This is a genomic window from Rhizobium sp. Root274, assembly GCF_001429245.1.
In the GTDB taxonomy this organism is placed as follows: domain Bacteria; phylum Pseudomonadota; class Alphaproteobacteria; order Rhizobiales; family Rhizobiaceae; genus Allorhizobium.
The window spans coordinates 1,270,933-1,291,652 of record NZ_LMJE01000007.1 but is presented as its reverse complement, the minus strand read 5'-3'; the positions used below and the strand labels follow the sequence as shown (position 1 = coordinate 1,291,652).

General features: G+C 61.8%; 21 protein-coding genes. 17 read left to right on the top strand and 4 right to left on the bottom strand.

Annotated elements, in window-relative coordinates; translation table 11 throughout:
• From ASE36_RS15160 to ASE36_RS15125, 8 genes are read left to right on the top strand one after another with little or no spacing between them, the layout of a single operon-like run.
• The gene (locus ASE36_RS15160; protein ID WP_062281132.1) at positions 1-1,113 is read left to right on the top strand and encodes an ABC transporter ATP-binding protein; all 1,113 of its coding nucleotides are present in this window, start codon (positions 1-3) and stop codon (positions 1,111-1,113) included.
• Positions 1,110-2,609: a GMC oxidoreductase gene (locus ASE36_RS15155; protein ID WP_062281129.1), complete on the top strand. Its 1,500-nt coding sequence runs from the start codon at positions 1,110-1,112 to the stop codon at positions 2,607-2,609. The genes ASE36_RS15160 and ASE36_RS15155 overlap by 4 nt, the downstream gene beginning before the upstream one ends.
• Positions 2,606-3,364 carry a 3-ketoacyl-ACP reductase gene (locus ASE36_RS15150; protein WP_062281127.1) on the top strand — a complete coding sequence of 253 codons (759 nt, stop codon included), beginning with the start codon at positions 2,606-2,608 and terminating at the stop codon, positions 3,362-3,364. The genes ASE36_RS15155 and ASE36_RS15150 overlap by 4 nt, the downstream gene beginning before the upstream one ends.
• Before the next feature lie 9 nt (positions 3,365-3,373).
• Positions 3,374-4,966: a GMC family oxidoreductase gene (locus ASE36_RS15145; protein WP_062281123.1), complete on the top strand. Its 1,593-nt coding sequence runs from the start codon at positions 3,374-3,376 to the stop codon at positions 4,964-4,966.
• On the top strand, positions 4,963-5,292 hold the full coding sequence (locus ASE36_RS15140) for a Dabb family protein (protein WP_062281119.1): 330 nt from the start codon (positions 4,963-4,965) through the stop codon (positions 5,290-5,292). The genes ASE36_RS15145 and ASE36_RS15140 overlap by 4 nt, the downstream gene beginning before the upstream one ends.
• The gene (locus ASE36_RS15135) at positions 5,289-6,452 is read left to right on the top strand and encodes a dihydrodipicolinate synthase family protein (protein WP_062281116.1); all 1,164 of its coding nucleotides are present in this window, start codon (positions 5,289-5,291) and stop codon (positions 6,450-6,452) included. The genes ASE36_RS15140 and ASE36_RS15135 overlap by 4 nt, the downstream gene beginning before the upstream one ends.
• A 5-nt stretch (positions 6,453-6,457) precedes the next feature.
• A complete protein-coding gene (locus ASE36_RS15130; protein WP_062281113.1) occupies positions 6,458-7,474 on the top strand; it encodes a LacI family DNA-binding transcriptional regulator in 1,017 nt (338 codons plus the stop codon).
• The gene (locus tag ASE36_RS15125) at positions 7,471-8,745 is read left to right on the top strand and encodes a glycerate kinase (RefSeq protein WP_062281110.1); all 1,275 of its coding nucleotides are present in this window, start codon (positions 7,471-7,473) and stop codon (positions 8,743-8,745) included. The genes ASE36_RS15130 and ASE36_RS15125 overlap by 4 nt, the downstream gene beginning before the upstream one ends.
• A gap of 251 nt (positions 8,746-8,996) precedes the next feature.
• Here ASE36_RS15125 and ASE36_RS15120 read toward each other — a convergent pair whose 3' ends face one another.
• Entirely contained in the window at positions 8,997-9,446 is a 450-nt protein-coding gene (locus ASE36_RS15120) for a MarR family winged helix-turn-helix transcriptional regulator (protein ID WP_062281107.1), read from the bottom strand.
• A gap of 130 nt (positions 9,447-9,576) precedes the next feature.
• Between ASE36_RS15120 and ASE36_RS15115 the strand changes: the two genes are divergently transcribed.
• The 9 genes from ASE36_RS15115 (at position 9,577) to ASE36_RS15075 (ending at position 17,889) form a co-directional block, all read left to right on the top strand.
• Positions 9,577-10,398: an alpha/beta fold hydrolase gene (locus tag ASE36_RS15115; RefSeq protein WP_062281104.1), complete on the top strand. Its 822-nt coding sequence runs from the start codon at positions 9,577-9,579 to the stop codon at positions 10,396-10,398.
• 65 nt (positions 10,399-10,463) lie between these two features.
• Complete coding sequence (locus ASE36_RS15110) at positions 10,464-11,231, top strand: alpha/beta fold hydrolase (protein WP_062281100.1); 768 nt, start codon at positions 10,464-10,466, stop codon at positions 11,229-11,231.
• A gap of 385 nt (positions 11,232-11,616) precedes the next feature.
• Positions 11,617-12,114, top strand: coding sequence for a filamentous hemagglutinin N-terminal domain-containing protein (locus tag ASE36_RS15105; RefSeq protein WP_062281096.1), 498 nt, complete (start codon positions 11,617-11,619; stop codon positions 12,112-12,114).
• Positions 12,111-12,770: a hypothetical protein gene (locus ASE36_RS15100; RefSeq protein WP_062281093.1), complete on the top strand. Its 660-nt coding sequence runs from the start codon at positions 12,111-12,113 to the stop codon at positions 12,768-12,770. Before ASE36_RS15105 ends, ASE36_RS15100 begins: the two co-directional genes overlap by 4 nt.
• A gap of 308 nt (positions 12,771-13,078) precedes the next feature.
• A complete protein-coding gene (locus ASE36_RS15095; RefSeq protein WP_062281090.1) occupies positions 13,079-14,215 on the top strand; it encodes an ROK family transcriptional regulator in 1,137 nt (378 codons plus the stop codon).
• Positions 14,215-14,985: an ATP-binding cassette domain-containing protein gene (locus ASE36_RS15090; protein WP_062281088.1), complete on the top strand. Its 771-nt coding sequence runs from the start codon at positions 14,215-14,217 to the stop codon at positions 14,983-14,985. The genes ASE36_RS15095 and ASE36_RS15090 overlap by 1 nt, the downstream gene beginning before the upstream one ends.
• Positions 14,986-15,027: 42 nt before the next feature.
• Positions 15,028-16,059, top strand: a complete 1,032-nt coding sequence (locus ASE36_RS15085; protein ID WP_413813657.1) for a sugar ABC transporter substrate-binding protein — start codon at positions 15,028-15,030, stop codon at positions 16,057-16,059.
• A 67-nt stretch (positions 16,060-16,126) separates the two neighbouring features.
• A complete protein-coding gene (locus ASE36_RS15080) occupies positions 16,127-17,122 on the top strand; it encodes an ABC transporter permease (protein WP_062281085.1) in 996 nt (331 codons plus the stop codon).
• A complete protein-coding gene (locus ASE36_RS15075) occupies positions 17,119-17,889 on the top strand; it encodes an SDR family NAD(P)-dependent oxidoreductase (RefSeq protein ID WP_062281081.1) in 771 nt (256 codons plus the stop codon). The genes ASE36_RS15080 and ASE36_RS15075 overlap by 4 nt, the downstream gene beginning before the upstream one ends.
• Positions 17,890-17,923: 34 nt before the next feature.
• Here ASE36_RS15075 and ASE36_RS15070 read toward each other — a convergent pair whose 3' ends face one another.
• Genes ASE36_RS15070 through ASE36_RS15060 form a run of 3 tightly spaced genes read right to left on the bottom strand, consistent with a single transcriptional unit; the run spans position 17,924 to position 20,716 of the window.
• Positions 17,924-18,922: a LacI family DNA-binding transcriptional regulator gene (locus tag ASE36_RS15070; protein ID WP_244474753.1), complete on the bottom strand. Its 999-nt coding sequence runs from the start codon at positions 18,920-18,922 to the stop codon at positions 17,924-17,926.
• Positions 18,923-18,970: 48 nt separating this feature from the next.
• Positions 18,971-19,960 carry an ABC transporter permease gene (locus ASE36_RS15065; protein ID WP_062281075.1) on the bottom strand — a complete coding sequence of 330 codons (990 nt, stop codon included), beginning with the start codon at positions 19,958-19,960 and terminating at the stop codon, positions 18,971-18,973.
• A gap of 15 nt (positions 19,961-19,975) precedes the next feature.
• The gene (locus ASE36_RS15060; RefSeq protein ID WP_062281071.1) at positions 19,976-20,716 is read right to left on the bottom strand and encodes an ATP-binding cassette domain-containing protein; all 741 of its coding nucleotides are present in this window, start codon (positions 20,714-20,716) and stop codon (positions 19,976-19,978) included.
• Between the last annotated feature and the right edge of the window lie 4 nt (positions 20,717-20,720).

The window sequence follows — 20,720 nt, the reverse complement described above, 5'->3', positions numbered from 1 at the left end:
ATGGGCTTTCTCGACATCCGGAACGTCACCAAGTCCTATGGACAGTTGGAAGTTCTGCACCGTGTCGACATCTCGGTTGAGGAGGGCGAGTTTCTTGTGCTCGTCGGTCCATCCGGCTGCGGCAAGTCGACCCTCCTCGGCATGATCGCCGGCCTGGAGGGCATTTCCTCGGGTGAGATCGCGATCAGGGATCGTGTCATCAATGGGGTTCATCCGTCGAAGCGCAACATCGCGATGGTCTTCCAGTCCTATGCGCTCTACCCCAACATGACCGTTGGCCAGAACATCACCTTCGGGCTGGAAATGCATGGCGTACCGAAGCCCGAGCGTGACAAGGCATTGCTCGACGTCGCCAAGCTGCTGCAGATCGATCACCTGACCGACCGCAAGCCGGGCCAGCTGTCCGGCGGTCAGCGCCAGCGTGTCGCCATGGGCCGCGCTTTGGTGCGCGATCCTGATGTTTTCCTCTTCGACGAGCCGCTTTCCAACCTCGACGCCAAGCTGCGCGTCGACATGCGCACAGAGATCAAGAAGCTGCATGCCAAGCTCAAGCGCACCATCGTCTACGTCACCCACGACCAGATCGAGGCGATGACGCTGTCGACCCGCATAGCGGTCATGAACAAGGGCTACATACAGCAGCTCGGCACGCCGAAGGAGATCTACGACACGCCTGCCAATGTCTTCGTCGCCACCTTCATGGGAAGCCCGGCGATGAATGTCGTGCCGGCCCGCGTTATCGTGACGGATGGCGTACCGCATGCCGAAGTCGTGCTGGGCGATAGCTCCAAGAGCCTGCTCGCATTCAGCCAGCCGAGCCTTGCCGCCTGGGATGGACGGGACATCCTGCTTGGCATTCGCCCCGAAACGATCACCGATCCCGATGGTGCCGACCGCAAGTCGCAAAACATTGTCAGCCTCAAGAACCGCGTGATCGTCACCGAGCCTGCGGGCTCCGACACCTTTGTCACCATGAGCCTTGGCGGCAAGGACGTGATCGCGCGCATGCGCGCCGACGTTGACATTGCTGGCGGCGATGACTTCGAATTCGCGGTCAACGTGGAAAAGGCCGTGGCCTTCGACCCCCAGACGGAAGAGCGCATCCGGCCATGAGCGACGCAGACGTCATCATCATCGGTTCGGGCATGGGGGGAGCAACGCTCGCCGCCCAGCTTGCACCGACGGGCCGGCGCATCCTGATCGTCGAGAAGGGCGAAAGGCTCAAGCATTCCCCGGCAGACCGGGACTCCGAGGCAATTTTCGGCAAGGCGCATTTCCGGCCGAAGGAAGAATGGCTTGATGGTGACGGCCAGCTCTTCAATCCCGGCAATTATTACAATGTCGGTGGCAATTCGAAATTCTACGGTGCCGTGCTGCTGCGCTATCGCCGCGAGGACTTTTCGCCCCTGCGTCACATGGGCGGAACCACGCCCGGTTGGCCGATCGGTTATGACAGTCTGGAGCCATGGTACCAAAAGGCCGAACAGATGTTCGAGGTCCGGGGAACACTGGGCGAGGACCCGACCGAGCCGGTGCATTCCGGAACCTACGATCACAAGCCTGTGCCGGACGAGCCTTGCATCGCCGATCTGCGCCGTCGCCTGAAATCCGTCGGGCTTCATCCGGCCTCCCTACCGCTCGGTGTCGACATCGACACATGGCTGGCGCATGGAAAAACGACCTGGGACGCCTTCCCGGATACCTGTGGTGGAAAGAAGGATGCGGAGACGGTGAGCCTTGCCGCGGCGCTTCGTCATCCCAATGTCTCACTTGTTACGGGCTATGAAGTGACACGCCTTCTAGCAGGCGAGGGCGGCCAGATCACTGGCGTCGAGGTGGTGAATGGGAGCGAGAAACAGGTGCTTTCCGCACCACTCGTGGTCCTCTCAGCCGGTGCCGTCAGAAGTGCTGCCATCCTTCTGTCATCGGCAAACGAAAAACATCCGCGGGGTCTCGCAAACCGCTCCGACCAGGTTGGCCGCAACTTCATGAACCACAATTGCTCGGCGGTGCTGGCACTCCACCCGTTCAGGCGCAATCCGTCGATCTATCAGAAGACCCTGCTGGTCAACGATTTCTACCTGACGGGCGGGCCGAAGGGCGAACCGCTCGGCAACATCCAGCTGCTCGGCAAGATCACCGGCCCGATTCTCGCGGCAAGTTCGCCGCTGCCGAAGCCGCTTGCGCACTGGATCGCGGATCGATCGATCGATCTCTATGCGATGTCGGAGGATCTGCCCAATCCCGAAAGCCGCGTGACTGTTCGCAACGGTCGGATCATGCTCGACTGGAAGCGGTCGAACTGGGAGGCACATCTTGCTCTCGTCAACAGGCTGAAGTCGCTGATCCGAAAAGCCGGCTATCCGGTCGTGCTGTCGCGTCCCTTCGACCGCCGCACGCCGTCGCATCAATGCGGCACGGCGCGCATGGGCGCAGACCCGGCAAAAAGCGTGGTCGACAGTTTCGGCCGCAGCCACGATCATCGCAATCTCTTCATCGTCGACGCGTCCATCCTGCCGACCTCGGCCGCCGTCAATCCGGCCCTCACCATCGCAGCACTCGCCTTGCGGTCGGGCCAGCACATCATTGAAACGGAGTTCAGCCAGTGAGCAAGGTCGCACTCATCACCGGAGGCCAGCAGGGCATCGGCCTCGGCATCGCCCGCGAACTGGCCGGCGCCGGCTACAAGGTCGCGCTGGCGTCGAGATCCGAGGAAGATACGCCACAGGTCCAGGCGGCACTTGAGGAGTTGGGTGACGCTGCCATCTATGTTCGCCACGATCTGCAGGATATCGACCACGTCGCCCCGGTCATCGACCAGGTCGAAGCACGCCTCGGCGCTGTCACCACCTTCGTGTCCAATGCCGGCGTGCCTGCCAAGGTGCGTGGAGACATGCTCGCTTTGACGCCAGACAGCTTCGACTTCGTGCTCGGCGTCAATCTGCGCGGCGCCTTCTTCCTCGCCCAGGAGGTCGCGCGACGCATGCTGGCGACCCCATCCGACACCTATCGCTCCATTGTCTTCGTGACCTCGGTGAGCGCCAGCATGGCCTCGATCGAGCGGGCGGAATACTGCATCTCCAAGGCCGGTGCCGGCATGATGGCGGAACTCTTTGCACTCCGCCTCGCACCGTATGGTATCGGCGTCTTCGAACTGAGACCCGGCATCATCGAGACGGAGATGACGGCGGGTGTGAAGGACAAATATACGGCGCGGATCGAGGGCGGCCTCGTCCCTGCGCAGCGTTGGGGTCAGCCGGTCGACATCGGCAGTGTGGTCGTGCCGTTGGCGGAAGGGCGTTTCGCCTTCGCCAATGGGGCAGTCATTCCGGTCGATGGCGGACTGTCTCTGGCCCGCCTCTAGGAGAATTTTATGCGGCAAGCTTTTGATTTCATCATTGTAGGCGGCGGTTCGGCGGGCTCGGTGCTCGCGGCGCGGCTGTCGGAAAATCCCGATTTCAACGTGCTCCTGCTCGAGGCCGGTGGCCGCGACTGGCATCCCTTCTATCATCTGCCCGCGGGCTTCGCGAAGATGACCAAGGGCATCGGCAGCTGGGGCTGGAGCACGGTTCCGCAGCGGCACATGAACAACATGGTAATCCGTTACACCCAGGCAAAGGTCATTGGTGGCGGGTCCAGCATCAACGCGCAGATCTACACGCGCGGCAATGCGCTCGACTATGACGACTGGCGCCAGATGGGCTGTGAAGGCTGGTCCTACGAGGATGTCCTGCCTTACTTCCGCAAGGCCGAGGACAATGACAGCTTCGACAACCGCTATCACGGCAAGGGCGGTCCGCTCGGGGTGAGCAAGCCATCAGCACCCCTGCCGATCTGCGAGGCCTATTTCAAGGCGGCAGCCGAACTCGGCATTCCCTTCAACGGCGACATGACGGGCGAGACGCAGGATGGCGTCGGCTATTATCAGCTGACTCAGCGCAATGTCCGCCGCTCCTCGGCGTCGATTGCCTATCTCAACCCCGCGCGCAAGCGCCCCAATCTCACCATTCGCACGGATGCACAGGTGCTGAAGCTGGTGGTCGAAAACGGGCGTGCGGTCGGCGTCGAACTCGCCGGCGAAGGTGTGATCAGGGCCGAACGGGAGGTGCTGCTCTCGTCGGGCGCAATCGGTAGTCCGCGCCTGCTGATGCTTTCGGGCATCGGGCCGGGCGATCATCTCGCCTCGGTGGGCGTACCCGTGGTCTTCGACCAGCCCGGCGTCGGCTCCAATCTGCAGGACCATCTCGATCTCTTCGTCGTTGCCGAATGCACAGGGCCGCATACCTATGACCGTTATGCTAAACCGCATCTCTCGGTGCTCGCCGGCCTGCAATATCTTCTGACGAAGAGCGGCCCCGTCGCCTCGAGCCTCTTTGAGACTGGCGGCTTCTGGTATGCCGATCCGGAAGCGCGCTCGCCTGACATACAGTTCCATCTCGGTCTCGGCTCCGGCATCGAGGCCGGTGTCGCCGCCATGCCGAACGGCGGCGTGACCCTCAATTCCGCCTATCTCAGGCCCCGGTCGCGCGGCACCGTCCGCCTCGGTTCGTCCGATCCGCTCGCAACCCCCTTGATCGATCCGAACTATTGGGAGGATCCCTATGATCGCGAGATGTCGATCCGGGGATTGAAGATCGCAAGAGACATCATGCGCCAGAACGCATTGAAGCCCTACGTCCTGGCCGAGCGTCTTCCTGGACCGGATGTGCAGAGCGACCAGGATTATTTCGATTATGCCTGCCGCCATTCGAAGACCGACCACCACCCGGCCGGCACCTGCAGGATGGGTTCAGATCCGTCAGCCGTCGTCGATCCGCGTCTGCGTTTCAACGGTATCGAAGGCCTGCGCGTCATCGATGCCTCGATCATGCCGACGGTGGTTTCCTCCAACACCAACGCACCCACCATCATGATCGCCGAAAAGGCAGCCGACATGATCAAGGCCGATCACGGAGTGTCGCCATGATCCGCCACATCGTGCTCGTCCGTTTCCAGCAGACGGTCTCCGGTGCCGTCATCGAGGACCTCTTCGCCGAGCTGCATCAGGTCGAAGGCAAGGTGCCGGGCCTCATGTCGATCACCTCGGGCCGCAGCGAAAGCCCGGAGCGCATCGAGCGTGGCTATCTGCACGGCTTCGTCGCCGATTTCGCCGACTGGGCAGCCCTCGAAGCCTATCAGGTCCATCCGGATCACAAGCGCTTCGGCGCCCGCCTGGTTGCCCATGCCGAGGGTGGTCTCGACGGCATCCTCGTCTTCGACCTGCCCGTTCACACTCAGGGATCTCCAACATGATTGCCTTACCCACCGCCGATGGCCGCATCGAAGATTATCGTCTGACAGGAACCCCGCTCACCCCACGTGCCCCCACGCGCCCGCTGACCCGCACCGCCTTTGCCGCCGCCCATGTCGTCTCCGACCCGCTCAGCGAACGCAACCCCTGGGATACGCGGCCGGCGGTCGACTGGGAGGGAACGCTCGCTTTCCGCACCTCGCTCTGGGATCAGGGGCTGGGGCTTGCCGAAGCCATGGACACCGCCCAGCGCGGCATGGGGGTCGATTGGCCGACGGCGCTGGAACTGATCCAGCGGACGATGGTGGCCGCAAAGGCGCATCCGATGAAGCCGCGCGTCGCCTGCGGGGCCGGGACTGATCATCTGACGCTCGTCGACCTCACCAGTGCAGACAAAATCGCAGCCGCCTACCAGACGCAGGCTGAGGCTATCGAGGCGGCCGGAGGGCAGTTGATCCTGATGGCTTCGCGCGCCTTCCCCGCCATGGAAGCCGGGCCGGATGTCTATCGTTCCGTCTATCGCCGGCTGATCGATGGCGCGCGCGAACCGGTCATCCTGCACTGGCTGGGTGACATGTTCGACCCGGCGCTGAAGGGTTACTGGGGCAGCGAGGACGTCACGGTCGCAAGCAACTTCGTGCTCGACCTGATTGGCGAGAATCCCGGCAACGTCGACGGCATCAAAATCTCGCTGCTCGACCAGACCCATGAAGAGGCGTTTCGCGCCCGCCTGCCGGACGGTGTGCGGCTCTACACGGGCGACGACTTCAACTATGCCGACCTGATCGCCGGCGATGGCAAGCATTACTCCCATGCGCTGCTCGGCATCTTCGCCGCCATCGCCCCGGCCGCCTCGCAGGCGCTCGACGCACTCGCTGCCGGTGACCTCGACACCTATCACCGCCTGCTCTCCCCGACGGTGCCTCTCAGCCGTGAAATCTTCCGCGCTCCGACGCGGTTCTACAAGGCTGGCATTGCCTTTCTCGCCTGGCTGAACGGCCATCAGCGTCATTTCATCATGCCGGCCGGCTTCCAGTCGAGCCGCGACATCGTCCACTATGCCGAGGTCTTCCGACTGGCCGATCAGGCAAATTTGCTTGCCGATCCTGAGCTTGCCGTGAGAAGGATGCGGGTCTTGCTGGAATTGCACGGAGTGTATTGAGGGGTATGGAGCGTCGGCCGACGATCATCGACGTGGCGCGCGTGGCGGGGATCTCCAAATCCACCGTCAGCCTCGTCCTGCAGAACAGCCCGCTGGTCAAGGAGGAGACGCGGCGCCTTGTCCGCGAGGCTATGGACAAGGTCGGCTATGTTTATAACCGCGCTGCCGCGAACCTCCGGTCTTCAAATGTCGGGCTGATCGGCCTCGTCATCAACGATCTTCGCAACCCCTTCTTCACGGAATTTGCCACCTCCCTGCAGATGGCACTGTCTGCGCGCGGCTATGCAACCGTTGTCGCTAATACCGACGAAGATCCGGCCGTCCAAGCCCAGGTGGTTGGTGCCATGATCGAACATGGCGTTTCCGCGCTGGTCCTGTCCCCCGCCTATGGCGATGAGGGCGGCACGTTTGACGCCATCGCGCGGGGCGGCATTCCGACCATGCAGGTGCTCCGCAAGGTCGATCCTCGCGTCGAGCAGTTTCCCTTTGCCGCCCCCGATTATCGCTTGGGCAGCCTGCTCGCTGCCCGGCATCTCCTTTCTTCTGCGCCACGCCGCATCGCTTTTGTTGGTGGCCTTGCAGACCGTGCCGTTACTCGCGAGCGCATGACAGGTTACTTCGAAGCACTGGCCGAAGCCGGCATGGAGCCATTTGTCCTTTCGGGCCGGGCTAGCCGCAGCTTTGGCCGCGAGGCCGCCGAAGAACTGACACGGATGCATCCGGAAATCGATGCTGTGATCTGTTTCAACGATCTCGTCGCACTCGGCATGCTCTCGGGCTTTGCCAAGTTGAAGCGTAATGTCGGGAAGGATTTCCGCATGGTCGGCTTCGACGATATCGAGGAGTGCAGCCAGGTGTTTCCGGCACTCTCCACCGTCCATTGCGGCATTGCCGAGTTTGGCCGCAGCATCGCCGCCACGATCTTGGGCTGGCTGGAGGAGGGCAGGCGCCCTGAGCCTGAGACCCTCACGGCAGTGGAACTCGTCATCCGTGACACCAGCGGCGTAAGGAATATCCCTTGATTGATCGACCGGATTTTTTTCTCCGACGCCTGTTCGATCGGGCCGTCGAAGTCGCCGACCCCATGCGCTCGCTGAAAGATTTCCTGCCGGAGAAGCCGAAGGGACGCGTGATGGTCATCGGCGCCGGCAAGGCGAGCGCGCGCATGGCCGAAGCCGTTGAAGCGGCCTGGGGCCCCTGCGAGGGCCTCGTCATCACGCGTTACGGCTATGCCCGGCCTTGTCGGGGGATCGAGATCGTCGAGGCGGCGCATCCGGTGCCGGATCAGGCCGGCCTCGACGCCACAGCTCGGATGCTCTCCCTGGTCGAAGCTGCGGGTGAGGGCGATTTCGTTCTCGCCCTGATATCAGGCGGCGCCTCGGCCTTGCTGGTCCAGCCGGTACCGAGCGTCTCACTCGCGGAGAAACAGTCCGTCAATCAGGCGCTTCTCGCGTCCGGTGCGCCGATCGACCGGATGAACACGGTGCGCAAGCATCTGAGCCGGGTGAAAGGCGGCCAACTCGCAGCCGCAGTCTGGCCAGCACAACTGCTGGCGCTGATTATCTCGGATGTGCCGGGAGACGATCCTGCCTTTATCGGTTCCGGCCCGACGGTCGGTGATCCCTCGACACCGGATGATGCTTTGGCAGTAATTGACCAATGGAAGGTCGCTGTGCCTCAGTCTGTCCGCGAGGCGCTCTCCCGTGGCTCGGGCGTCGTGCAGCCCGACGATCCCCGCCTGGCTCGCACCAGAAACGTCATCTATGCCGCGCCGCGACAGTCGCTGGAAGCGGCTGCGGCGCTAGCGGGGGAGGCCGGATGCGACGTGCGCCTGCTGGGAGATGCGCTGGAAGGCGAGGCGCGGGAGGTCGCCGCAGTCCAGGCGCAAGAGGCTTTGGCCTTGCAGGCCGCCATGCATTCAAGCGATCCGCCGATTCTGCTCCTGTCGGGCGGGGAACTGACGGTCACTCGTCGAGGCGACGGTGTCGGGGGGCCGAACGCCGAGTTCTGCCTCTCGCTGGCATTGGCTCTTGACGGCGCAGATGGCATTCATGCCATAGCCTGTGACACCGACGGTGTGGACGGTGCTGCCGAAGTCGCCGGCGCGGTCATTGGACCAGAGCTGCTGAAAACGGCAGCGGAACGCGGGATTAATCCAAGGCATGCGCTTCAGCGCAACGACGCTCACTCCTTCTTTGCCGTCCTCAACGCCCAGGTGGTGACCGGACCGACGCTCACCAACGTCAACGACTTCCGCGCCATCCTGATTGGCCCGGTTCCGGCTAAAGCTTAGGTCTCGAACGGTGCCCGGTCCTTGTACTGTTAGCGGTTGGCATGGCATCACGGCGTTCTCAGCCTTGTCAATCCCGTGAAGGGCCAGGCTGCGAAGAAGGCTAGGACAGCAACATTTGTAGTTTCAACGGTCGGCCAAGAGGGGGGCCTCGGTGCACAAGGGGCCGGTTCAGCTCGGCCTTTCGAACAAAGGCTGAGCTGCGTATCCAAACTTGGTCCAGCCCACCCCCTTTCGTCGTTAGCAGTCTGCACTCATTTGATCTGGTCTCGAATTTTGTCGACCGAGTGCTTGATTGCCTGCAGGGACTGAGCGTCCATCCCCACGGCTTCCTCGATGCAGCGCATGACGTCAGCGGCTTGGGATCTGAGGGCGTGTCCCCGTTCAGTCAGACGGATGAGGACCTCACGCTCGTCTTTCGGATTGCGGGTTCTGGTGATCAGCTTTGCAGCATCCAGGCGCTTCAGGAGCGGCGTCAGCGTGCTGGAATCCAGAAACAAAACTTTGCCGATGTCCTTTACGTTCTGGCCATCCCGTTTCCACAGGGTCAACATGACCAGGTACTGCGGGTAGGTTAGGCCGAGCCTTTCGAGCAAAGGTCTGTAAAGCTGCGTGAACGCATGTGCCGCAGAATATAGGGAAAAGCATATCAGGTCCGAAACAGCAGGCGAGGCGTTATCGAGGTCGGTAGAGGCTGAGGTCATGAGTTTCTCCTTTCTCCTTAAATAATTTGTGCGCGATCCGTTTGCAAGCGATTGACAGGGGCATTTGGTGGGCGCATATAGATTGTGCACAAACTAATCGCTGGCAAATTAACAACCGAAGGAGAAGATTATGTCGACTTTCACCACGACCGACGGGACGCACCTCTTCTACAAGGACTGGGGAACCGGGCAGCCAATCCTATTTGCCCATGGCTGGCCGCTGTCGTCGGACGCCTGGGATCAGCAGATGCTGTTCTTCAGCCAGAATGGATTTCGGGCTATCGCTCATGACCGCCGCAGTCACGGTCGCTCGGACCAGACCTTCCACGGCAACAACATGGATCAGTACGCAGACGATCTTGCCGAGTTGATCGAGGCGCTCGATCTATCGGATCTGATCCTGGTGGGTCATTCCACCGGTGGCGGAGAAGTGGCTCACTATCTCGGTCGTCATGGAACGGCACGCGTTGCCAAGGTGGTTCTGGTCGGCGCGGTCCCGCCGCTGATGCTGAAGACCGACGACAATCCGCAGGGTACGCCGATGGAGGTCTTTGACGGGATCCGCGAGAATACAGCTAAGAACCGCTCGCAGTTCTTCTTTGATCTGACCATCCCCTTCTACGGGCTCAACCGGGATGGCGTCGCCGCGCATGACGGCCTGCGGGAGAATTTTCGCCGCATCGGCCTGCAGGGCGGCATCAAGGGCCAGTATGACTGCGTCCGCGAATTCTCAGAGGTGGATTACACGCAGGATCTGAAGAGCATCGACCGGCCGACGCTGATCATTCACGGCGACGACGACCAGATCGTGCCGATCGACGCTTCGGCCCACCGCGCGGCCGAAATCGTCGCCGATGCCACGTTGAAGGTCTACCCGGGTGGTTCGCACGGATTGGCGGAAATCGACGCCGATCAGTTCAATGCCGACGTCCTCGCCTTCATCCGCGGCTGACATCCGCAGGTTCACCTGTTGCCGTAACGCTTTCAATCTCACGCCCCATTTGAAGAGGAAGTATCATGTCCAAGTTCGTTGCAAGCCTTGCCGTTGCCGGCGCGCTGCTGTCCGGTCACGCCGTTGCTCAGCCTGCCAAACCGACCGTTGTTCTCGTCCATGGCGCCTTTGCCGATTCCTCAAGCTGGAACGGGGTCACGCGGATCCTCCAGAAGGATGGCTACCGGGTCGTGGCGGCTGCCAATCCATTGCGGAATGTCTCAGGGGATGCGGCCTATGTCTCGGACCTCGTTGCCAGCATCACAGGACCCGTCGTTCTTGTGGGCCATTCCTACGGCGGCCAGGTGATCACCAACGCTGCGAATGGCAAGGAGAACGTCAAGTCGCTGGTCTATGTAGCGGCCTTCGCGCCGGAGGAGGGTGAGGCCGCGGCCGATCTTGCCGGCAAGTTCCCGGGCGGCACGCTTGGACAAGCGCTCGCCGCTCCGGTTAAACTCGCCGATGGCGGCACCGATCTGTCCATTGATCAGGATAAATTCCACGATCAATTCGCGCATGACGTCAGCGCGGAGGCTGCGGCTCTCATGGCGGCTGGCCAGCGGCCAATCACTGAGGCGGCACTGACGGAAAAGTCTGACAAGCCGGCCTGGAAGGCATTGCCTTCCTACTTCATCTATGGCGATGGGGACCGCAACATACCGGCCCAGGCGTTGAGTTTTATGGCCGAGCGAGCAGGCTCGAAGCATACGGTCGTGCTTAAAGGTGCATCGCACGTGATCATGGTTTCACAGCCACAGGCGGTGGCGGACCTGATCGAAGAAGCGGCGCAGTAATCTCAATGTTGAATGAGGTCGTTCGCTTTAAGCGAGCGGCCTCGTTTGGTGGATACAATTTCGAGTAACCTTGAATCCACGAGGTTCACATTGGCATCTCCTCATATGCTGGCCGGCGAAAGCATGAGGACCGTTCATTTTTTTCGTCTCATCCTATCGATATCCGCATTTTCTGCAACACCCAAATAGTTCTGCGAGATTCATTGTTCATGTTGCCCGCGGCGAACCTGAAGAGGTCGCGGGGTTTTCGTTGCCGTCAGGGACATGCGACGCACGCCCTTTCAAGGGGAAGACTTAAGGTCAACAGGTAGCGCCTGACGCCGGGCGCCTGTCGTGATGATGAGGATGCAGTTCATTTGGAGCCTGCGTCCTGGGGAAAGGTACGATGACGATGGATCGCAACACTCCGGCTGCGCGACTGTCCGCCTTGCTGGCGACGACGGCGTTGGTGCTCAATCCGCTGGCCGCACTTGCCGGCGATGCAATTCCGACCAATGGAACTGTGGTGTCCGGCACCGTCTCCTATGGCAGTGATGGTTCGACGCTCACGGTTACGCAAGGCTCGGACCGGGCGATCGTCAACTGGGGCAGTTTTTCGATCGGAACCGGCAACACGGTCAACTTCGTGCAGCCGTCGAAGACTTCGGCCATCCTCAACCGGGTGACCGGCAGCATGACGTCGGAGATAGCAGGCTCGCTCAAGGCTAATGGCGGAGTCTATCTGATCAATCCGAACGGCATTGCGATCAATGGTACTGGCAGCGTCAAGGTCGGCGGCGGCTCGTTGCCTCGACGCTCGACATTGCGGATGACGACTTTCTGGCCGGCAAGGCTGAATTTACCGGCGATGGTGCCTCCGGTGAGGTCCGCAATGACGGGGTGATCGAGATCGGGCGTGGCGGTTATGCGGCGCTCATCGGCGGCACGGTGAAGAATGACGGGTTGATCGTGGCGCCGCTCGGCAAGATCGGGCTCGGGTCCGGCGAACAGGTGACGCTCGACTTTGCTGGCGACGGCTTCCTCAAGGTGGCGCTGCCGACCAGGGACAGTGCGGAAGGCGAGGGCGCGCTGGTCGAAAATGCCGGCACGCTGCAGGCCGAGGGCGGTCAGATCGTGATGACGGCGGCCACCGCACGCCAGGCGGCCCGCCATGCGATCAACATGTCGGGCGTGGCCGAGGCAAAGACGGTGGGCGGGCGCAGCGGCGCGATCGTCATCGGCGGCGGTGACGGCGGCAAGGTCAAGGTCTCCGGCAAACTGCGCGCCTCCTCGCAGACCGCGTCCGCCGGGACGGTGAAGGTGACGGGCAAGGAGATTGCTCTTGCCGGTGCGAAGATCGATGTCTCGGGGGAAACGGGTGGCGGCAGCGTCAAGATCGGTGGCGACTGGCATGGTGCCGGCGCGCTCGCCACAGCCGATACGCTAGCGCAATCGCAAACCGGCAGCGCCGCCTCGCTCAAGCTCGAATATGCGCGCGGCCAGGTCTCCGACGCCTGCCACGATAACCGCCTCAACCTCAGGATCGCATCCAGCTTCTGAGGCTGACGTCGGGGGCTGCGTGTCGCGTGCCAGGTGTCGAGGGACAGCCATCGTCCGGCTGTCCTTCGATGCTTGTGCACCCTTCCCGCATCGAAGTTGTACCTTTCATTTGTCGAGCAGGTGCCCGTCGGCATGAAGCCCGGGCGCATTGTGATCTGGTCTGCATCCGGTTGGTCCGGCTAAGCCCCTATGTTCCAACCTCTCCCGAGACGTCCCACGAGTGCTTTTCAGCTTTTAGATTCTTTTTTGAAAATGATTTGACTAAATCAATTCCCGCTGTCACTCTCCTGAAAACAAGAGGGGCCGCCATGGCGTTGCGGGGTGCCAATCAGGAGACAGGACGGCCGTATAACCGGCGGATCGTGCTCGAAGCGATCCGGTTGCGGGGCCCTGTTACCCGTGGTGATATCGCGCGCAGCGTCGGCCTCACTGTCCAGACCGTGTCGACGATCGTGCGGGAGCTCGAAGACGAGGGGCTGATCCTCTCGGTGCAGAAGGCACCCGAGGGGCGGGGCATTCCGCCGTCGACCCTCACCATCAATCCGGAAGGCGGCCATGCGCTCGGCATTCATGTGACGCCGCTCGGGATCGAGGCGGCGCTCGTCAATCTCAGGGGCGACGTGGTGGAGAATGTGCGGCGCGATGTGGTGAACGTCCCGCCGGAAGAGGCCTTTTCGATCATTGGCGAAATGGCACTGACGCTGAAGGCAAGCCCGCGCTGCGGACGGCTGCTTGGGGCGGGGCTGGCGATGCCTGGTCCGTTCGATGTCGAATCTATGAGCTTTGTCGGCTCAACCACAATGGCCGGCTGGAAGGATGTCGACATCCGGCAGAACCTCGCCGATGCGACCGGTCTGCCGGCTTTCATCGAGAACGACATGGCGGCGGCAGCGCTTGGCGAGCAGCTTTATGGGCTCGGCCAGCAGGTCTCGAATTACTACTACCTGTTCTTCAGCGTCGGTCTTGGCGGCGCCATGATGCATGACGGCGCCGTTGTCGGCGGGGCCTGGGGCAATGCCGGCGAAATCGGACACATTCCAGCCGTTCCCGATGGCGAACCATGCCCCTGTGGCAATCGCGGCTGCCTCGAGCGCTACCTGTCGCTCGACGCTTTCGAGCGTCGGGGCCTGCCGGCAGACGAATGGGTGGCGGAGGTTGCTCCCTTCTTCCGCAGCGCGGTGCGGATCATCGAAAATCTCTTCGATCCGGAGACGATCGTGCTCGGCGGCCTGGCGCCCCACGCTTTCCTCGATCAACTCGCAACGCTCAGCGAGAGCCTGGACAACTCGGTTTCGGCCCGTGTGAACCGGGCGCTTCCCCGTGTCGTGATGGCGAGCGACTGCCATCATTCGGCCTTGCGCGGTGCGGCCGCGCTTGCGGTGTTCGGCGTCCTGTCACCGCGGCACGGGCAAATGTTTGAACCAATAGAAAAGGGAACTGCCTGATGACCGAGGAACTGCTCGTCCTGGATAATATCCGCATGAATTTCGGGGCGATCGAGGCCCTGAAGGGCATCAGTTTCTCCATCGGCAAAGGCGAGGTGGTGGCACTTCTCGGCGATAATGGCGCCGGCAAGTCCACGCTCGTGAAGATCATTTCCGGTGGGCTGCAGGCGACGTCCGGGCGCATGCTTTTCGAAGGACGGGATTATCAGGCAAAGACCCCGGCCGAGGCCAAGGCCGTTGGCATCGAAACTGTCTATCAGGACCTGTCGCTCTGCACCAATGTCGACGTGGTCGCCAATTTCTTCATGGGGCGGGAGATCACCCGCAAGATCGCCGGGGTTCCCTTTCTCGACGAGCGGGCGATGGAAGAAATCACCACAAAGGCTCTGACAAGCGCCGGCACCCGCATCCCTTCGATGCGCACCAAGGTCGAGCATCTGTCCGGCGGCCAGCGTCAGGCGATCGAGCTCAACCGTTTCGCCCATTGGGGTGGCCGGCTGCTTCTGCTCGACGAACCCTTTGCCGCCCTCGGTGTCGAACAGACCCGACGCGGGCTGGACATGATCCGCCACGTCGCGAGCCAGGGAATTGGCGTCGTCATTATCACGCACATCATGCAGCAGGCCTTCCAGGTCGCTGATCGTATCGTCGTCATCCGCCACGGCGTTGTCGCCGGCGATGTCGAGACATCGAAGACAAGCCCGGATTCAGTGATCGAAATGATCACAGGGCAAGCCCTCACTGGCGCCGGACCGGTGGGTAAAGAATGACAAGGGGTCCGGCCAAAACTGGAGAGAACAATGATAAAGCGAATGATGCTTACATTGCTGAGCGTATTGGTGCTCGGCCTATCGATGCTCACAACCGCCGCCGCTCAATCGAAAGGCGTCGTCTATTATCTCGTCCCCACCTTGCTCGACGAATTCCAGACCGGGTCCGTCAGCGCTCTTGAAATGTTCCTGAAGCAGACCGGCTACGAGATGAAGACGCTCAATGCCGACAACAAGACGGATGCGCAGCAATCGCAGATGAATGACGTGATCGCCCTCAAGCCCAGCGCGATCATTCTTGCCGCCGTCGACTTCAACGCCTTGAAGCCGTCCATCGAGGCCGCGAGAGCCGCCGGCATCCCGGTGGTCGAATTCGACCGTCAGGTGACCTCCACGATGTCCGATTTCACCTCCGTTGCCGGAACGATCGAGATCGGTCATGTGGCGGCCGACCAGGCCGAAGCCATGCTGAAGGCCAAGAAGGGTGATGTCGCCGGCAAGATCCTGCAGGTGCTGGGCGACCCGGGTGATCCGTATACGCTCGATATCCAAAAGGGCTTCGAGGAAAAGATGAAGGCCTTTCCGGGCGTCACCATCATCTCTGTTCCTGCCCTGCAGTGGGAGGCCAGCAATGCAGGCACGATCGTTGCGGACCAGATGCTCGCCAATCCCGACATCGATCTGATCTTCCTGCATGCCGCCCATCTTTCGGTGGCGGCTGTCGCTTCGCTCGAAGCTGCCGGCAAGAAGCCGGGCGACGTGATGATGATGAGCTCGAACGGTGCGCCTGTCGGTCTCGACCTGATCCGCAAGGGCTGGCTTAACACCGAAGTCGAACAGCCGCTTTATGCTCAGGCGGCCGCCGTTGCCATGTTCATGGACAAGATCGTGGCCAAGCAGGAAATCAAGGCCGGCGAGTATGATGTTCTGGGCCTGAAGGGCGTGGTGACGATCGAGGCCTGGGGACCGAACATCAAGATCCCCGGTGCTGCTATCACCAAGGAGAATGTCGACAATCCGGCCTTCTGGGGCAACATGAAGCCGCCAGCCGGCACGGTCGAATCCGTCAAGTAAGACGACCACTCCACCCGGGGTCCGAGGGCCCCGGGACCCCCTCATTGCTCAGAACGGATTGGCCGCAATGCATCCTCGTAGCCGTATCACTCTCGAATTCATCCTCGACAATCTCGTCTGGTTCATGCTCATCGTGGTTCTGGCGCTGTTTTCGGCCCTGATCCCGAACTATTTCCAGATCGGCATTTTCACCAACATCATCGAAGCCTCCAGCGTTCTCGGCGTCATGTCGATCGGGCTCGCGCTCGTGATCATCACCGGACACATGGATCTCTCAGTGGAGTCGGTCGCGGCCCTCTCGGCCATGGCGGTTGGTATCCTGTTCTGCTCGGCCGGTATCGGCATGGGGATCAAGCTTTCTCCTGAGTGGCTGATGATCCCGACCTCCCTTCTTCTCGCCTGTGCCATCGGCGCGCTGATCGGCCTGTTCAACGGCTTTCTCGTGGTCAAGCTGAAGATGAGCGCGTTCATCATTACGCTTGCCTCCTTCATCTGGGTGCGTGGCATCGTGCTGGCGGTCTCGGGTGGGCGATCAGCCCAGGACCTCGACCCGGCGATCCGCTGGTTTGCCATTGAGCGCTTCGCCGGCATCCCGCTCTCGGCCTGGATCGCCATTGGCTGCTTCCTGATTTTCTCGGTGATGATGGCGAAGACGCCGTTCGGCCGACACCTGATCATGATCGGCGGAAACGAGACCGCGACGTTCAGGGCGGGCATCCGTGTGACCCGCAATCTGATCATTGCTTTCGTGATGGCGGGTGCGATTGCGGGGCTTGCCGGCTGGCTCTTGGCAATCCGCACGTCCGGTGCCACCGCCAATCTCGGCGTCGGACTGCTGTTCAATGCCTTTGCCGCCGTGGTCATTGGCGGGGTCAGCCTGAAAGGCGGCGTGGGTGCGCTTCCAGGCGTTTATGCCGGTGTGCTGCTGCTTGCGTCGATCAATACCGCGATCAATCTCATGGGATTGCCCGCCAACTATACCCAAGTGATCCACGGTTTCCTCGTGCTCGCCGCCGTCCTTCTCGACACCTTCAAACAAAGACTCCGCCAGAGGCTCGCATGACTGACAGATTGAAAGACAAGGTAGCGCTGGTCATTGGTGCTTCCCGCGGCATTGGCAAGGCGGTTGCGCTGCGCTTCTTGGAAGAAGGAGCCAAGGTCGTCATCGCCGATTTCGAGGCGGAGGAAGGACAGGCCGCCGCTGACGATATCGGTGCCGCTTTCGTGCGCACCGATATCTCGAAGATGGATGACGCTGTTGCTGCCGTGGCCTTCACACTGGAACTTCATGGCCGTCTCGACATCATTGTTCAGAATGCCGGCATTTATCCCTGGCAGCTGATCGAGAACACGGCGCCGGAGGACTGGGACAGCGTGATGGCCGTCAACCTGCGCGGCTGCTTCAATGCCGCCCGTGCGGCCCTCGTGCCGATGAAGGCGCAAGGCTCCGGCCGCATTCTCTTTACCTCGTCCATTACGGGGCCGCATGTGACCAGCCCCGGACACGGCCATTACTCGGCGAGCAAAGCCGGCATCAACGGCTTCATCAGGGCGGCCGCACTGGAATTCTCGGGCTACGGCATCACGGTCAATGGTGTCGAGCCGGGCAATATTCTCACCGAGGCCATCCAGCTGCACCGCAGTGCCGCCTTCATCGAGAACATGCAGGTTGCCATTCCGCTCGGCCGTCTCGGCTCGCCGCGTGACGTCGCCAATGCCTTCCTCTTTCTCGCCTCCGACGATGCGAGCTACGTCACCGGTACGACCATTGTTGTCGATGGTGGCCAGCTTCTGCCGGAAGGCGCAGACTTCAGGCTGCAGCCAACCTGACCAGAGCGGCTGTGGCCCTGCGGGCTGCAGCCGATCAGGCGGACTCGCGCTCGACCAGCAGACATTCGACCTTTAGCTGGTCGTGCGAGCTGTTCAGTCCGCCCGTGATGTCGGAGATCACTTCGACGGCCATGGCGCCCATCTCGAACATCGGCAGATGGAAGGTGGTGAGCGGCGGCATGGTGAACTGGGCGATGTCGCGGTTGTCGAACCCGACGACGGATACGTCTGCAGGGATCGATTTCCCGAGCTCCTTCAGCGCATCGATGCACCCCAGCGCCATCAGGTCGTTGGCGCAGAAGATGCCGTCCGGCGGCTCCGGGAGTTTCATCAGCGCATGGGTCTTCTCGTAGCCGGAAGACGGCTCCCAGTTGCCGTAATGGACGAGGTCCGGATCGTAGGTGATGTCGTTGCTCGCCAGCGCCTGCTTGTAACCGCGCAGGCGATCGCGCGGGTTGTCGAGGCCTTCCTGCCCATTGATGAGCGCGATCCGTTTGCGGCCGGCGGCGATCAGTCGCTCGGTGGCGGCGCGGCCGCCGGCGACGTCGCCGGGCAGGATGGAGGCCAGACGACGCTGCTGGTCATAGCAGTTGACCAGAACCGAGGGTGCGCGAAAAAGCGGCTCGGGCGGGTCGATCTTGCGGGTGAGGATGGTTCCGAAGATATAACCGACCAGCACCTGGCCATCGCAGACGGAGAAGATGCCGCCATCCGGGTCCTCGCCTTTGCGGAAAACGCCAAGGGTGACGATGATCCCGAGTTCCAGCGCCTTTTCGCGGGCGCCTTCGAAGGCCATGGCCATCCAGGGGTCGGTCGTCAGTTCATCGACCACGAAAACGATGACACGGCTGCCCGTATTAGCCGGCGTGGCCGACTTGTTCGACAGGCGGTAACCCAGCTGCTCTGCGGCATCGAAGACGCGTTTGCGGGTGGATTCGCTGAAGCGGGCACCGGAACTGCCATTCAGAATGAGCGACACGGTCGCCTGGGATACGCGCGCCAGTGCCGCCACATCCATCATCGTCGGTTTCAAGGCATTCTCCATGACGAACACCGTGGTTGCCGAGGCGCTTGACGGTTGTCAGGACCTGAACAGCCGGACTCGGTCGAAGGCGACGGCAACTACAATGAATGTACCTATGAACATTCCTTGCCAGAATGTCGAGATGCCCAACAGGATCAGGGAGTTGCGGATCACTTCTATCAACAGCGCGCCGACGACGGCTCCCAGCGCATTACCTTCCCCGCCCGCCAGGTTGGCGCCGCCGATAACGGCTGCCGCAATTACCGTCAGTTCCATGGCCTGGCCGAGGTTCGTCGTGACGCTGCCGAGCCAGCCCGCCATCAGAATGCCGGCAAGTCCTGCGGTGAAGGCAGAGAACATGTAGATGCTGACTTTCATGCGTCGGACTGGAATGCCGGTGAGCAGGGCCGCGTTCTCGCTGCTGCCGATGGCAAAGAGATGTTGTCCCCAGCGGGTCCATTTGAAGGCGAGCGACATGATCAGCGTCAGGGCCGCGAGCACGTAGAGAGGGTGAGGGATGCCGAGGGTCGATCCGCCACCGACCCAGATCAGGATGTTGTGGTCGGGACCGAAGTCCCAGATCATCTTGTTGTCGGAGAGCACCATGGCAAGCGAGCGCGCGGCCGACAACGTACCAAGGGTGACGACGAAGGGCGGCATGCCCGCATAGGCGACGAGAACCCCGTTCAGGAGGCCCACCAGCAACGCTGCACCCAGTGCCATGACGGCGGCGAGCAGGAACGGGGCACCTGCCGCCATCGTCACGCTGATCACCATGGCACTCAGGACCACAGAGGATCCGACCGAGAGATCGATGCCACCGGAGGCAATAACGGCGGTCATGCCAATTGCGATGATGCCGACGAAGGCGAAGTTGCGCGCGACATTGAAGAGGTTGCGCTCGCTGGCGAAGGCGTCGGTCAAGAGCGTGAGGGCAAGGCAGGCGAGGATGGCGGCGAGGAATACCCAGAACAGTTGCAGGCTCGCGATCCGAGACAGCCAGTTCCTGTGTTCGCTGCGTGAAATGACATCTTCCAGAGTGGTCATCGGTTCATCCTCTCCTCAAGCGGTTTCGATTGCGCCGGTGATCAGACCGGTCACTTCCTCGGGCGAGGATTGGGCGGCCCTCTTGTTGGCCACCAGTTCGCCGCGGCGGAGCACGGCGATGCGGTCGGAGACGCCGAAGACGTCAGGCATGCGATGACTGATCAGGATGACACTGATGCCCTGATCGCGAAGCCGTCGGATGACGTCGAGGACTTCCGCCACCTGGCGAACGGAAATCGCTGCCGTCGGCTCGTCCATCATGACGATCTTCGGCTTGGAGAGCAGAGTTCGGGCAATCGCTACGGCCTGGCGCTGGCCGCCCGACATGCGCCGGACGAGGTCACGCGGGCGGGTTTCCGATTTCAGCTGGCGGAACAGGCCGGCGGCGACGCGGTTCATGTGGCCATAATCGACATAGCGGAACGGCCCGAGGCGTTTGGTTGCCTCACGACCGAGGAAGACATTCGAAGCAGCTGAGAGATTGTCGCAGAGGGCGAGGTCCTGATAGACGACCTCGATGCCCTCCTTTTGCGCGTCCCGAGGGTTGTAGAAGCTCACCGGCTTCCCATCGATCAGGATCTCGCCCGAGGTGGGTGGGAAATTGCCCGCGATGATCTTGACCAGGGTGCTCTTGCCGGCGCCGTTGTCCCCCATCAGCCCCAGAACCTCCCCTGGCTCGATCGACAACGCTACGGAAGAGAGCGCCTGGATCGCTCCATAACTCTTTGAAATTCCATACAGTGCTAGTCGCGACACACGC

Excerpts from the sequence above, each read along its gene's own strand:
- ASE36_RS15155 (WP_062281129.1), top strand. The coding sequence starts at position 1,110 with ATGAGCGACGCAGACGTCATCATCATCGGTTCGGGCATGGGGGGAGCA.
- ASE36_RS15065 (WP_062281075.1), bottom strand. The coding sequence starts at position 19,960 with ATGACCACTCTGGAAGATGTCATTTCACGCAGCGAACACAGGAACTGG.
- ASE36_RS15140 (WP_062281119.1), top strand. The coding sequence starts at position 4,963 with ATGATCCGCCACATCGTGCTCGTCCGTTTCCAGCAGACGGTCTCCGGT.
- ASE36_RS15105 (WP_062281096.1), top strand. The coding sequence starts at position 11,617 with ATGACGATGGATCGCAACACTCCGGCTGCGCGACTGTCCGCCTTGCTG.
- ASE36_RS15095 (WP_062281090.1), top strand. The coding sequence starts at position 13,079 with ATGGCGTTGCGGGGTGCCAATCAGGAGACAGGACGGCCGTATAACCGG.
- ASE36_RS15080 (WP_062281085.1), top strand. The coding sequence starts at position 16,127 with ATGCATCCTCGTAGCCGTATCACTCTCGAATTCATCCTCGACAATCTC.
- ASE36_RS15120 (WP_062281107.1), bottom strand. The coding sequence starts at position 9,446 with ATGACCTCAGCCTCTACCGACCTCGATAACGCCTCGCCTGCTGTTTCG.
- ASE36_RS15110 (WP_062281100.1), top strand. The coding sequence starts at position 10,464 with ATGTCCAAGTTCGTTGCAAGCCTTGCCGTTGCCGGCGCGCTGCTGTCC.
- ASE36_RS15145 (WP_062281123.1), top strand. The coding sequence starts at position 3,374 with ATGCGGCAAGCTTTTGATTTCATCATTGTAGGCGGCGGTTCGGCGGGC.
- ASE36_RS15115 (WP_062281104.1), top strand. The coding sequence starts at position 9,577 with ATGTCGACTTTCACCACGACCGACGGGACGCACCTCTTCTACAAGGAC.
- ASE36_RS15130 (WP_062281113.1), top strand. The coding sequence starts at position 6,458 with ATGGAGCGTCGGCCGACGATCATCGACGTGGCGCGCGTGGCGGGGATC.
- ASE36_RS15090 (WP_062281088.1), top strand. The coding sequence starts at position 14,215 with ATGACCGAGGAACTGCTCGTCCTGGATAATATCCGCATGAATTTCGGG.
- ASE36_RS15085 (WP_413813657.1), top strand. The coding sequence starts at position 15,028 with ATGATGCTTACATTGCTGAGCGTATTGGTGCTCGGCCTATCGATGCTC.
- ASE36_RS15135 (WP_062281116.1), top strand. The coding sequence starts at position 5,289 with ATGATTGCCTTACCCACCGCCGATGGCCGCATCGAAGATTATCGTCTG.
- ASE36_RS15075 (WP_062281081.1), top strand. The coding sequence starts at position 17,119 with ATGACTGACAGATTGAAAGACAAGGTAGCGCTGGTCATTGGTGCTTCC.
- ASE36_RS15160 (WP_062281132.1), top strand. The coding sequence starts at position 1 with ATGGGCTTTCTCGACATCCGGAACGTCACCAAGTCCTATGGACAGTTG.